This is a genomic window from Planktothrix prolifica NIVA-CYA 540, from assembly GCF_963864145.1.
Lineage (GTDB): Bacteria > Cyanobacteriota > Cyanobacteriia > Cyanobacteriales > Microcoleaceae > Planktothrix > Planktothrix agardhii.
In genome coordinates this window covers 1752386-1767253 of record NZ_CAWLTW010000001.1, presented here as the reverse complement: position 1 = coordinate 1767253, position 14868 = coordinate 1752386, and the positions used below count along the sequence as shown (strand labels likewise).

Genomic DNA, 14868 nt, shown 5'->3' with positions numbered 1-14868 from the left:
ACACGGGGGGCTAGGGGGGGAGGGAATAGGGAAAAAAAGACTTTAGCAGTCTTTTTCCTAACTGTTAGGGGCAACTGGTATAAAAATAGGGCTATATTTCTGTTCCCAGAAATAGCCCTATTTTTATTTAAACTGATTTAATTTTTAGGATTTGAATTAAACAACTGACGCCATTTTGACTTCATTATTGGCTAACAGTTCTTGCAATTCATCAGCATCCACCGTTTCTTTATCAATTAAAACATTGGCTAATTGATTTAAAACATGGCGGTTTTCTACTAATACTTGTTTTGCCCGTTTATAGGCGGCATCCACCAATATACGGACTTCGGCATCAATAGTTGAGGCGGTTTCTTCGGAAAAATCCCGTTCCGACATAATATCCCGTCCCAGGAACACATTCCCCTGTTGACGACCTAAAGCCACCGGGCCAAGGCGATCGCTCATTCCATAACGAGTAATCATTTGACGGGCCACCCGAGTCACCTGTTGTAAGTCGTTAGACGCTCCGGTGGTAACTTCTTCTTCCCCAAAGATAATTTCTTCAGCTACCCGGCCACCCAAAGCCACGGCCATTTGATTTTCCAGATAGGAGCGGCTAAACAAACCGGAGTCCATACGTTCTTCACTGGGCATAAACCAGGTTAACCCCCCGGCCCGACCACGAGGAATAATACTAATTTTCTGTACGGGGTCATAGTCGGGCATTAAGGCCCCTACTAAGGCGTGTCCGGCTTCATGGTAAGCGACTAGGGTTTTGCGTTTTTCGCTCATGACCCGATCTTTCTTCTCGGGGCCAGCTAACACGCGGTCAATGGCATCATTGACTTCATCCATGGAAATTTCGGTCAAGTTGCGACGGGCGGCTAAAATAGCGGCTTCGTTTAACAGGTTGGATAAGTCCGCCCCGGTAAAGCCGGGGGTACGACGGGCAATTTTATCCAAGTCCACATCTTTAGCCAAGGTTTTGCCCCGGGCATGAACTCGCAGAATTTCTGCTCGGCCGTTATAGTCGGGACGGTCAACCACGACTTGACGGTCGAAGCGACCCGGACGCATTAAGGCGGAGTCGAGGACGTCGGGGCGGTTAGTCGCGGCAATAATAATAATTCCGTTATTGCCTTCAAACCCGTCCATTTCGGTTAATAATTGGTTCAGGGTTTGTTCCCGTTCATCATTTCCACCGCCTAAACCTGCACCCCGTTGACGTCCTACGGCGTCAATTTCATCAATAAATACGATACAGGGAGCATTGGTTTTCGCCTGTTCAAACAGGTCACGCACCCGGGACGCACCCACACCAACGAACATTTCTACAAATTCCGAACCGGAAATACTGAAGAAGGGAACTCCCGCTTCTCCGGCTACGGCTTTGGCTAACAGGGTTTTTCCGGTTCCTGGGGGGCCAACTAATAACACCCCTTTAGGAATTTTTGCACCCACGGCCGTAAACCGATCGGAATTTTTCAGGAAGTCCACGACTTCGCTAAGTTCGAGTTTAGCTTGTTCGATACCCGCCACATCTCCGAAGGTGACTTGGGTTTGGGGTTCCATCTGGACTCTAGCTTTGGACTTCCCAAAGTTCATCGCTTGGCTGCCCGGGCCATTCTGAGCGCGACGGAGTAAGAAAAATAGGCCAACTAATAGTAAAACCGGGAAAAACAGACTGCTCAGGGCTTTGAACCAGAAGCTTTCATCGTTTTGGGGTAAAACTGAAATATCAACGTTATTTTCGGTCAGGATATCGATCAGGGCCGGATCGTTGGGAAGGTTAACAATAACTTTATTCCCATCCTGGGCCGTGACTAAGGCTCTGGAGCGATCAGAACTCAGGCTGACCCGTTCAACTTTATTACTCTTGACTTCTTGAATAAAGGTACTATACTTCCAGCTTTCCCGGGTTTGGGGCTGTTTATCAAAAAAGGCAGTTGCTAATGCTAAGACTACAATGGCAAGCAGGGCGTATAACCCCGCATTTCTCCAGCGTTTATTCACCGAGGTCTATCCTCCTACTGTTGCGGCGAGTCTACAGGACTCATTGTTATGGTATTGTTACTAATCTTAACGTATTTTTCATCAACGGTACATCGGGTCTTGTTTCGTGATCTAAATTGGTTAAGGACAAAGCTAATGATCGCCCCGGCACTCGCACGCAGTAATATAGTAAAAGATTTTTCCCTCAGTTCAGTTTAAGGTCAAACCATAGTGCAAGTTGAAAGTCAATCAAAAGTTACCCAAAATTCCCTTTGTAAAATTTGTAGTTCCCTATCTCCCTATTTTGCTCAAGCTACAATTTTAAATCGCCATACTGTTGATTATTTTAAATGTTCGGTTTGTGGGTTTGTGCAAACTGAAAAACCCTATTGGTTAGATCAAGCTTATGCTGATCCAATTGCTATGAGTGACGTGGGATTAGTGGCACGGAATTTTAAATTTTCTCAAATCACTCAAGAGTTAATTATATCATGTTTTAATTCCAAAGGCAAGTTTTTAGATTATGGATGTGGTTATGGTTTATTTGTGCGGTTGATGCGAGATTTTGGGTTTGATTTTTATGGATATGATCAATATTGTCAAAATATATTTTATCAGGGATTTGAAGGAAATCAACAAGAAAACTATGATTTAGTTACGGCTTTTGAGGTGTTTGAACACTTTGTTGATCCCCTTGAGGAAATTGAAAAATTATTAAAGTTTTCCCAAAATTTATTATTCAGTACCCAACTGCTTCCGGCGGATCATCCTAAACCTGATCAATGGTGGTATTATGCTCTCCATGAAGGTCAACATATTTCTATTTATACCTATCAATCTTTGGTAAAAATTGCTGAGAAATTTAAGTTAAACTTATATTCTGATGGGAGTAGTTTACATCTATTAACCGCCACAAAAATATCAGGATCATCTTGGAAAAAAGCTGTGTCTATAGAATCTAGTTCTAATTCTCTCCCTTCCTTAATTGAACAGGATTTTTTAAAAGCCGTAGCCACTCGAAAACAGATTAATTCTGGTAAAAATTCCAGTAAAATTATTATTGATGGTGTATTTTTCCAGATTCGTAATACCGGAATTGCTAGGGTTTGGAAATCCTTACTAGAAGTATGGTCTACAAAAGATTTTGCTCAACAAATTATTGTTTTAGACCGGGAAGGGACTACGCCTAAAATTCCTGGGATTAAATATTATCAAATTCCTGAATATAATTATGATAAAGTTGAGGAAGATCGGCAGTTATTACAAAATATCTGTGATCAAGAAAATGCCGATCTGTTTATTTCTACCTATTATACAACTCCCCTAACAACACCTTCGGTTTTTATGGGATATGACATGATTCCAGAACAATTAGGACTGGATTTAACTACTCCTATGTGGCGAGAAAAACATCATGGAATTAAACACGCATCCGCCTATATTACGATTTCTGCAAATACGGCTCAGGATTTAGTTCGGTTTTTTCCTGATATTAAACCCGATAAAATTACTGTCGCCCATTGTGGTGTTCCTGCTGTATTTTCACCCGCAACAGGAGAAGAAATTAAACAGTTTGAAGTCAAATATAGCATCAATAAACCCTATTTTATTTTAGTCGGTCAACGTTTGGGTGCGGGAGGATATAAAAACACTTTATTATTCTTTAAAGCGTTAGCTCAACTGAAAAATAACCGAGATTTTGAAATTGTTTGTGTCGGAGGAGAACCAACTTTAGAAGCAGAATTTTATCCCTATATTCAACAGTTTAAAATTAACTTATTGCAACTGAGTGATCAAGAATTAAAATCGGCTTATTCCGGCGCAACGGCATTAGTTTATCCCTCTAAATATGAAGGGTTTGGAATGCCAATTATAGAGGCGATGGCTTGCGGTTGTCCGGTAATTACCTGTCGAAAAGGTTCAATTCCAGAAATTGCTAAAACAGCGGCTTATTATGTTAATGAAGATCAGGTTTTAGAAATGCTACAAGCATTAGAACAAATTCAAAAACCCGAAACTCGTCAGCCTTTAATTATAGCAGGTTTACAGCAATCTTCTCAATATTCCTGGTCGAAAATGGCGGAAATTATCCAAAATACCTTAATCAAAACTATGCAAAACTTAAAATCAGAAAAAAAACAGCTTAATTTTCAAGATTTTACCTATTCCAAACGGAGTCATTTTAATCAATTTCAACGGTTTAAAGCCTATAGCAATATTAATCCCGATGCTTGTGATCTAAAAATTTATCAAGATTTATTAGTCTATAACTTTATTACCCAGAATTTACCCAAAGGTTCAAAATTATTAGAAATTGGTGGGGGAAATTCCAGAGTATTAGAAGCATTAAAACAAGATTATGAATGTTGGAATTTAGACAAATTTGAAGGAGTAGGAAATGGCCCAAATCAAATTACAAATTATGCCAACTCCCGTATTATTTTAGATTATATTGGTAACTTTAACGCTGAACTTCCTAATCAATATTTTGATTGTGTTTTTAGTATTTCTACCCTAGAACATATTTCTGAAAATCAAACAACTTTTGATCAAATTACCCAAGATATTGATCGAATTTTAAAACTCGATGGTTTTTCCTTACATTGTTTTGATGTGGTGGTTAAACCCAAAGAAGTTTGGACAAATCAATTTTTACCCTATTTATTTAAGACCCAAAAAACCTTAAATTCCATGATTGATTTTGATCAAATTAAACTTGATCCTGATTTATATGGAATGTCAGAAACAGCTTATCGCCAATTTTGGCAACCCACTACAAAAACATCCTATCAAGAATTTGGTCAACCGATTTCCTATAATATTCTTTGGCAAAAATCAGCAATAAATGTCATATCTGTATCTCCTGAAATTTTAGTTTCTTCATCTTTACCTAAAATTTCTATTGTTACCCCTTCTTTAAATCAAGGTGAATTTTTAGAGGAGTGTATTGATTCGATTTTGAGTCAAAATTATCCTAACTTAGAATACATAATTATGGATGGGGGAAGTACGGATAATTCAGTAGAAATTATTAAAAAATATCAGAAATATTTAACCCATTGGCAAAGTCAAGCGGATGGCGGTCATTATGTGGCGGTGAATGCAGGATTTGAAAAAACAACGGGTGAAATTATGGGGTGGTTAAATTCTGATGACAAATATCATCCCGATGCTTTTTATAAACTGGCGGCAACATTTGGGCACAATAAACAGGTGGAATGGGTGATGGGAATTCCCACGGAATGGGATAGAAATGGCAAACATATTCATAGTCAAATGCAGACGCCTTTATGGTCAAGAAAAATGCTTTTAGATAAACAATGGGTGGAACAATATCAACAATTACAACATACCTGGATTCAACAAGAAAGTACATTTTGGACGCGATCGCTCTGGGAAAAAGCTGGATCAAAATTACAAACAAATCTCAATTTAGCGGGAGATTTTGAACTGTGGTTACGCTTTTCTCGTTATGCTCCTTTGTATTTATTGAGAAGTTTAATTGGCGGATTTCGTACTTATGATACTCAACGTTCTAAAATTTATCGAGAGCAATATTATCAAGAAGTGAAGCAAATTGTTCAAGATGAAATACAATTAATTCAGCAAGGGAAATATACTTCAGAACAGCTATCTCCTCCTGTAATTGTGTTGAAAGATCATCAAGTTTTAGCCTTAAAACAACAGTCATTAACTCAGCCTCAAATCAAAGTTTCTGCGATTGTTTCTACCTATAATTCCGCATCAATGATGTCGGGAAGGTTGGAAAATTTAGTTAATCAAACTTTATTTAAACAAGGAAAATTAGAGATTATTGTTGTCGATTCCGGTTCCCAGGAAAATGAACAAGATACTATTTTAGAGTTTAAAAAGCAATATCCTGACTCGATTATTTATATTAAAACTGAGGAAAGGGAAACGATTTATCAAGCGTGGAATAGGGGAATTGCGATCGCGCGGGGTGAATATATCACCAATCAAAATACCGATGATCGTCTCAAATTAAACACTTTAGAAAGGTTATCTAACTATTTAGATCAACATTCAGAAGTCATATTAGTACACGCAGATCAGCAAGCGGTATCACCCGGAGAAAGTGTTAATTTAGAACAGTTAAATGGCAAACCGCACTGGAAATGGTCGGAATTTTCCCGTTTAAAATTATTATTTTCAGCCCAAATTGGTTCTCAACCGATGTGGCGAAAATCTCTACATAATAATTATGGATTATTTGATCAAACCTTAAAAGTTCGAGGGGATCAAGACTTTTATATTAGAATTGCTAATGCGGGCGAATTTAATTTTATTCCTGAAATCTTAGGGACTTTGAATTTATCAGAAAATTCCTTAAGTCATCAACAAGATTTAAGTCGTGAAGAAGAAATATTAATCTTTAAAAGATATACCTCCTCACGGGAAAAATTAGCTCAATTTTTGAATCATGCTCAAATTCAACTAACTGATCAAAACTATCAAATTTTAGTTAATAATTTATCCTGTGATTTAGCAAATCAAGTTTTATCACAGTTTCATCTACCGTTTTATATCAAATTAATCACGGAATTATTAAACTCTGTAGTTGAATTAGGAAGCTATCAACAAACAGTACAAACTAATTTATTAAGAATTTGGAACCGATTTGCTGACCCCGCCACCCGATTTCAATTTATGAAAACATTATCACCAGAAATCATAGAAACTTGTGATGAGCAAATTCAAATTAAAGGGGAGGGAATGGAAAAAATTGATCCTGCTCAAATGTATATTAATTTATCTAAACTTAGTCAAGTTAATGCACCTCGAATTGCTTCGGTTTTTTCCGCTCAACCTCGACCCTTTTGGTCAGTAATTATTCCCAGTTATAATGGCGAAAAATATATCGAACAGGTGTTAAATAGTGTTCTGAATCAAGCACCGAGTTCTGACGAAATGGAGATTATTGTTGTTGATGATTGTTCAACTAATCTAAAATTTGAAGCTCTAGTTAAAACCTTCGGTAAAAATCGAGTTCAATTCTATCAACAACCGCAGAATTTAGGGTTAATTCCTAACTGGAATGATTGTATTAAACGGGCGACGGGACAATGGATTCATCTTCTACATCAGGATGATTTAGTCCTACCTGGATTTTATCATCAGATGCGACAATTATTAGAAAAAGAACCCACCGCCGGGGCTGGATTTTGTCGCCATTATTATATTGATGAACAGGGAAAACAACGCTCACTTTCTGCTTTAGAACAGGAAACAAATGGGATTATTTCTAACTGGTTAGAACGCATTGCTGTGATGCAGCGTATTCAATTTGCTGCTATGGTGGTTAAACGCAGTGTTTATGAAACATTAGGAGGATTTTCTGAAAATGCAGGTTCCGCCGCCGATTGGGAAATGTGGAAACGAATTTCTACCTATTATCCTGTTGCTTATGAACCCCAACCTTTAGCCTGTTATCGTTTACATTCAACTTCAGAAAGTTCTCGGTTAATTTCAATGGGAGCCAATATTTCTGATACTTTAAAATCCATTGAACTCTCTCAATCCTATTTACCCGAAAATCAAGCGGTTATTTTATCAAATAAAGCCAGAGAACATTATGGTTTGTATGCTATTAATACCGCTCAACAACTGTTAACTCAGGGCGATGCTAAGGCGGTGATTGCTCAAATTCAAGAAGCATTAAAATGTAGTCAATCTGATACAATTAAACAGGCAATTATTGGGTTATTTAGTCCTCAACAACAACCCAAAGCTCAAATTAAAACTTTAACTCCGGCTCAAATTTTAGCGGAAGTTTCCCGTTTAACCGAAGAATATAAAACCACCAATAACCCAGATTTTATCCTAAATTCCCTGCGTCAAATTCGGCAAATTGTGGCTCAATATTGGTTAGGTTTAGAATCAGAGAATTTAGAAAAAACCTATGGAGGAGAAATTGGTCAAGCCCATAAAATTCTACTCAATAGCGGCATAAAAAATGAAGCCTTAACACCCCCAGAAAAAGCTCAAGTTCAAGATTGGTATGCTTATCTAAAACAGGGACTCAATCAACCGAAAAGCATACAATATTTATTGGCAATTATCTTGTATAGCTATCCCTACCAGTTATCCCCTAATTGGTATATTCAAGCCCCTATTCCTAAATGGTTTTTACCCGACTATTTCGAGTTTATGTTAGCAGTCCCTCAGTTTTTCCAAGAATTAGGAGAAGCTGAACTATATTATCGTTATTTGGAAAATTGGATTACCTATATTCATGAGCGGTTTACCAGTCATCCTGAGTTTTCAATTTGGCAAGAATTAGCCTGGAAATTCACCCAAATAGCTAACTTTATTCCTTTATATTTTAATACAGCTAATCTCAAAAATATTTATATTAAACGGGCGGAAATTATGGAATTTGCCCTAACTCATTTAGGTTATTCTTTAGATTATCAATTTCCCCAACGTCCAAATCGTCAGAAAATCCGCTTAGGAATTCTCAGTAACCATTTTCTACCCCAAACCGAAACTTACTCAACTTTACCTGTTTTTGAGTATTTAGATTCAACTCAATTTGAGGTGATTTTATATACTCTACAATCGAATAATCATCCCCTAGAAAAGTATTGCCAAAGTCGAGCAGAACGCTTTGTAAAACTGCCTAAAAACATCTCAGAACAGGTGCAATTAATCCGTAATGATGATTTAGATATTTTGTTAATTGGAACCAATGTAACGGCCGTTAATCACGGGATAACGCTCTTAGGATTACATCGGTTAGCCCGGATTCAAATCACATCAACATCATCCTGTGTAACTACAGGAATGCGGAATATGGATTACTATATTTCAGGAACTTTAACAGAAATAAAACAGAATCCCCAAGCCCAATATCGGGAAAAATTAATTCTTTTAGAAGGGACGGCGCACTGTTTTAGTTATTATGCAACTCCCCCGGAACCACCGCAAGTTACTCCAACTCGTTCTGGTTTAGGAATTTCTGAACAGGCGGTTGTTTTTATCTCCGGTGCTAATTTCTATAAAATTATTCCTGAACTTCGAGAAACTTGGGCTAAACTATTAGCAAAAGTTCCTAATTCGGTGTTGGTTTTATATCCATTTAACCCCAATTGGGCATCTCAATATAGAGCGCTTCCCTGGATTAATAAGTTTAAAGAAGTTTTAACTAAATATGGTGTTGATCCGAGTCGTTTAATTATGATTAAACCCCAAGGGAGTCGCAGCGATATTAAAGAATATCTGAAGTTAGCGGATATTTATTTAGACTCCTATCCTTTTTCTGGGGTAAATTCTTTAGTTGATCCCTTAGAAGTGGGTTTAGTTCCTGTTGTCCGAGATGGGGATATTATTCCTAATTTTTCCCCGACAACATCCCAAGCGGGAGAGGTTTTTGTCGTCCGAGATATTGGTTCATTCCGTTCATTAATGGCGGCTTCTTTGTTGCGATCGCTCTCTATTAATGATTTAATTGCCAATGGTGAAGAATCCTATATTAATCTAGCCACAACCCTTGCTAATAATCCTCAACTTCGACAACAAAAGCGCCAAGAAATTCAACAAAAAATGCAGCAGAATCCTGAATTTTTGGATAGTCGAACCTACTCAAATAAAATGGGTATAATTTTCCAACAGTTATTCCAAACTTGGCAACAAAACCAACCCAACTCGCCATCTATTCAACTCAATAGTCGAGAAGCAATCCAACAGTATTTATCGGATTTGGTGACTCATATCAATCATTATGAATTAGAACCCAATAATCAAGTAATTATTAATCAGTTACGTTCTATTCGGAAAATAATGGTGGAACATTGGTTAAAAATTCTACCCGAACAGTTAGAAAGAATGTATACAACAGATTTAGGAAAAGGATATCAAATTCTCTTAAATCGAGGGATTCAACGGGAACTATTAACCGTAGAAGAAGAACAATTTGTTAACCAAATTACTCAACAGGCGATTGGACTTAAACAGTCTGATTCTTTAAATCATTTAATGGTATTAATGTTATATTATCCCCATGGAAAAATGGTAGTTGCTAATGCAAAAACTCGTTTACCTGAATGGTTATTAAAAGAATATCAACGGGTATTTGAAAATCCGTTAGTTGTGGAAAAAGTACAGCCTTTAATTGTTACAAAAAATCTACCGTTAACCAATGCAGAATTATTCAAAAATCGGTTAGTTGGATGTGTTAATTTATATAAAATTGATCCGGCTAATGCTGCTATTGTTGAGGATTTACGTCAAATTCGCCGACAATTTGCTGATTTTTGGTTGGGTTTGGAAACCATACAATTAGAATCTGTTTATCAAAGTTCAGTGGGTCAAGTCTATCGAACCCTATTATATAGTGGGTTTTCTCAAGAAAATTTAACATCTACAGAACAGCAATTCATTAAAACCTTAGCCTCTCAAATGAATCAAGGATTAAATGAAATAGACACCATTAAACCTCTATTGGCGGTGTTATTATATTGTCGCCCTGAACAATTACAAATTCAGGATCTTTCTCGTTTACCGCAATGGTTTCGTTCAGATTATGAACAGTTAACCCATCAATAAACCAATAATGTTGTTACGCCGTTGTTGCACCGTTGTTGCACCGTTGTTGCGCTTCAGCGCATTTCTTCTAAAAATGGTCATAATGTTGTTGCACCGTTGTTGCGCTTCAGCGCATTTCTTATAAAACCTGAAGCATCAACAACAATTTTTCTATAAATGCGAATAATTATGAACACCTACTTAAACAGACCCCGTTTTTAGGCTTTAGCCTGATAAGAGGTGCGCTGAAGCGCAACAACGGCTACTTAAACAGACCCCGTTTTTAGGCTTTAGCCTGATAAGAGGTGCGCTGAAGCGCAACAACGGCGCAACAACGGCGCAACAACGGCGCAACAACGGCGCAACAACGGTGGCTACATTTTTATCTGATATCGTAACCAAATAAATTTGGGTCTACTTCGGTTAAATTCAGATCATTTAATCCATATTCTGCCCAACGTTTTGTCACCATTTCGGCTGTATCAATATCTGACTCTAAAGGTTCTCCCCATTCGTGATTGGTTTCAGGAGGTATTTTTGTAGTTGCATCTATCCCCATTCTTCCCCCTAATCCGATTTTTTGACTAGCAAAATCTAAGGTATCAAAAGGCGTATCTGGAAGAATAAAAACATCCCTGGAAGGGTCAACTTTTGAACTAATTGCCCATACCACTTGTCGCGGATCTCTAATATTAATACTCTTATCCACAACTATTACAAATTTGGTATAAGTAAACTGAGGTAAGGCACTCCAAAACGCTAAAGCTGCCCGCCTTGCTTGACCCGGATAAGCCTTATCAATGGAGATAATAGCGGCTTTATAACTCAGGGCTTCCATGGGTAGGAAAAAGTCTACAATTTCCGATACTTGCTGTCTTAAAATCGGGGTATAAATCCGGTTTAAAGCGATCGCCATCATCGCTTCTTCTTTAGGAGGACGACCGCTAAAAGTCGTTAAATAAATCGGATCTTGACGATGGGTAATACAGTTAAATCTAACTAGAGGAGAATCTTCCACACCCCCATAATATCCCATGTGATCACCAAAAGGCCCATCGGGTAATATTTCTCCGGGGGTAATGGTTCCTTCTAATACAAATTCCGAGTCCGCAGGTACTTCTAAATCCACCGTTTTACACTTGGCTAATTGTACGCCAGAACCCCCATATAATCCCGCAAATAACCATTCCGATAAATCAACAGGAATCGGAGTCGCCGCCGCCATAATAATTAAGGGATCTACTCCTAAAGCGATCGCAATTTCTAATTTTTTTCCCTTCTCCGCAGACTTGCGTAAATGTCTAGCACCGCCTCTTACTGATAACCAATGCACGGTCATAGTATTTTTAGATTGCAATTGTAACCGATAAACTCCGACATTTGGGGTTCCAGTTTCACAATCTTTAGTAATTACTAATCCCAAAGTAATAATTTTCCCCGCATCTTTAGGATAGGGACGAATCATCGGAATTTGGTTTAAATCAACATCATCTCCTTCAATGATAATCTGTTGACAAGGAGGGAAAAAGTTACGCCCAGGTTTAGCTTTAACTACATCAAATAAAACCTTACCAAAATCAATCGCTTGGGATATTTTTTTCGGGGGTTTAGGTTGTTGTAACATTCCTAATTTTTTCCCCAATTCCTCTAACTCTTGGGGTTTTTCCATGTTCATTGACCAACAGACCCGTTGTTCTGTCCCCAATAAATTCACAGCCACCGGATATGGTGAACCTTTGACATTTTCAAACAATAATCCAGGGCCACCTGCTTGCAACATTCGGTTAGAAATTTCGGCAATTTCTAAGTCAGGATCAACTAAAGTTTTAATCCTTCTTAATTGTCCTCGTTCTTCTAACAGTTTTAAAAAGCCCCTTAAATCTCTCGCCATTGTGTTTAAGAATTTTTACGTCTATTTTTATATTATGACAGTTTTTAACAATTAAAGTGAATTTTTAAAAAATAAAATTCCAGAGATTATTAATCATGTTCCTGATATCGGAGAAGATTTAGAAACAACCGATACAAACGCTCAGATTCAAAAAGCAATTATTTCTGTAGACCAAGAAAATCCCAAAAAACAGCATTTTTATTCCCCTGCTATTTTTGATTTTTTCAATGGGAATACACCGCCTCGCTATGTAATAATTGTCACGGAACCGGAATTGGAAATCGACGAAACACCGGAATGGCAAGTTATTTCGGTGATGTTACTGTCTGTAAAAACTGACTATCTTAGTTCAACTAATCTCTTAATTCCAACAACAATTTCCGGTTTAGAACAGGATGTAATTGCGGAAACTTGCAATGTAATTCCGATGCTAACTTGTAATTTATTAAAACCTGTAGGAAAACGATTATCTCGGAAAATATATGACCTTTTGTTAGATGTGGGAGACTTTGAACAAGGATTTATTGAAAAATCTTCTAGTTTAGAAGAAATTTTGGCTTTGGGTTTGAACAAAGGAACTATAAATAACCCCGAATTTCATCAACAGGAATTAGCCTGGAAAACTATATTAGAAGTTCCGGTGGCTGCTTATCATCTCTATGTAAAAGCGGTATTAAACTTAGATGAAACCTTATTATTAGAACAACTCAAGGCAAAAGTAACAACACAATCTATACCCTTAAATCAATGGTTTGAGGGAATTTTTCAGACAGGATGGCAAACTTTTGAGGAGGTTTTTGGAATATTTTCTGCAACTCCCGCGTTAGAAGGATGGAGAGGTAAATCAAACCCTGATTTCCCAGGAGGTGAAGCAGAAATAACCCAGATTGAAACCTTAGTTGAACAAATCCAAATCACCGAAGATGATGACATTCTTTGGAATGCTGTAGCAACTTTGCGACAGTTACAACCGCACCATTCTGCTTTAGGTGTGAGAAAAGTTAAGTCGATTAATATTCAGGAAACAACCTTAGTTTTAACCATAAACTTGATTTCCAGAGTTAAGGAAGAAGTGCGAATTTTATTAGAAGTTTATTCCACAGATAATTCGCCTCTCCCTAAAGATTTAAAAGTGATAATTTTAAATGATAAAAAAGATATTGTATTGGAGGATACCGCAGAGAATCAAATTGTATCAATTGCGTTACAAGGCTTGGTCTGAATTTAAAGGAAGCAAACTTAATGAATGCTAACCTAGAATATGCTAATTTAAGAGGATCTGATGATTTAATCTTCCGTGAAGGAGTTGATTGGCGGGCGTTTATTTATTCCTTTAAAAAAGTTCAAGTTGAGAACTCTGAAACCGAATTAACTATCCAAAGAATTAAAAATAAAGGCGATGGCGTGTTTATTGTGCGGGTGCAGGTTCCCCCGGAAGCTGATAAAACCAAAATTCATCAAAACTTTACTCAAACCTATCAGGAAACCTTACAAACCTTGGAAACGGAATATTAAGAGCGGAATCTGTTAATTTAAACCTACCCAGAACGCGAGTTAGAATTTTAGCGATTTTAGGAAATAATCAAGATATTAATGTTCAGAAAGATCGAGCTATTTTACAACAGATTATCGGTGCGGATGTGACAGTTTTAGATCAACCCCAACGTTTAGACGTTGATGTTCACCTCCGGGATGAAATTGGCTGGGATATTCTGTTTTTTGCCGGACATAGTTTAACCGAGGAAGAATCAGGGATTATTCATATTAATCCGACGGATTATTTAACTATTTCTGATTTAAAATATTCTCTCCGATTTGCTGTTGATCGAGGGCTGAAATTAGCCATTTTTAACTCCTGTGATGGGTTGGGGTTAGCGCGGGATTTAGCGGATTTACAAATTCCTCAAATTATTGTGATGCGAGAACCCGTCCCTGATACTATTGCTACGGAATTTTTAAAGTATTTTCTCCTAGCATTTTCTAAGGGAAAAACTTTATATACAGCCGTGCGCGAAGCTAGAGAAAAACTCCACGCTAAAGAAGATCAATATCCCTGTGCCAGTTGGCTGCCAATTATTTTCCAAAATCCCTCAGAAATGCCTTTAATTTGGGATGATTTGCGGGGTTTATCTTCAACAATAACTGATGGTAAAACCAGTTTAGAAGATTTAGCAAAATTACGAGAAATATTTGAACAAAATCTTGATTTATCTCCTTTAGAACAGGCGAATATTTTAGAGCAATTGCAAGCGTTAGTTCAAATTGTGCCAATGCCTCCCTCGGAGCTTAAACAACGTTTAGGAAGTCAAGCTTTAATGGTGATTAACGGGACAATTTCTGATTTACCAGCTACTTCTATCTTAAAACATGAGGGTCAAAAAAACCCCCCAACCCCCCTTAAAAAAGGGGGGCTTTGATGAAGAAAGTGCGATCGCGTCCTTTTAACAGGGTAATTATTT

The 14868-nt window shown here is 37.5% G+C and carries 6 protein-coding genes; 4 read left to right on the top strand and 2 right to left on the bottom strand.

Going from position 1 to position 14868, the window contains the following annotated elements:
- Positions 1 to 156 precede the first annotated feature (156 nt).
- Entirely contained in the window at positions 157 to 1995 is a 1839-nt protein-coding gene (ftsH3, locus tag AC559H_RS08135) for an ATP-dependent zinc metalloprotease FtsH3 (RefSeq protein ID WP_026794256.1), read from the bottom strand.
- A gap of 210 nt (positions 1996 to 2205) precedes the next feature.
- On the opposite strand from ftsH3, the gene AC559H_RS08130 reads away from it, so the two are divergent.
- On the top strand, positions 2206 to 10539 hold the full coding sequence (locus tag AC559H_RS08130) for a glycosyltransferase (RefSeq protein ID WP_051319481.1): 8334 nt from the start codon (positions 2206 to 2208) through the stop codon (positions 10537 to 10539).
- 361 nt (positions 10540 to 10900) lie between these two features.
- Here the strand turns inward: AC559H_RS08130 and AC559H_RS08125 are convergent, their stop codons facing one another.
- The gene (locus AC559H_RS08125; RefSeq protein ID WP_026794255.1) at positions 10901 to 12409 is read right to left on the bottom strand and encodes a UbiD family decarboxylase; all 1509 of its coding nucleotides are present in this window, start codon (positions 12407 to 12409) and stop codon (positions 10901 to 10903) included.
- A 274-nt stretch (positions 12410 to 12683) separates the two neighbouring features.
- Between AC559H_RS08125 and AC559H_RS08120 the strand changes: the two genes are divergently transcribed.
- From AC559H_RS08120 to AC559H_RS08110, 3 genes are read left to right on the top strand one after another with little or no spacing between them, the layout of a single operon-like run.
- Positions 12684 to 13631 (top strand): DUF1822 family protein, encoded by a 948-nt coding sequence (locus AC559H_RS08120; RefSeq protein WP_148292148.1) that lies wholly within the window; start codon positions 12684 to 12686, stop codon positions 13629 to 13631.
- A 20-nt stretch (positions 13632 to 13651) separates the two neighbouring features.
- Positions 13652 to 13924, top strand: coding sequence for a hypothetical protein (locus AC559H_RS08115; RefSeq protein ID WP_026794254.1), 273 nt, complete (start codon positions 13652 to 13654; stop codon positions 13922 to 13924).
- Positions 13918 to 14826: a CHAT domain-containing protein gene (locus AC559H_RS08110; protein ID WP_081696191.1), complete on the top strand. Its 909-nt coding sequence runs from the start codon at positions 13918 to 13920 to the stop codon at positions 14824 to 14826. The genes AC559H_RS08115 and AC559H_RS08110 overlap by 7 nt, the downstream gene beginning before the upstream one ends.
- The last annotated feature ends 42 nt before the right edge of the window (positions 14827 to 14868 follow it).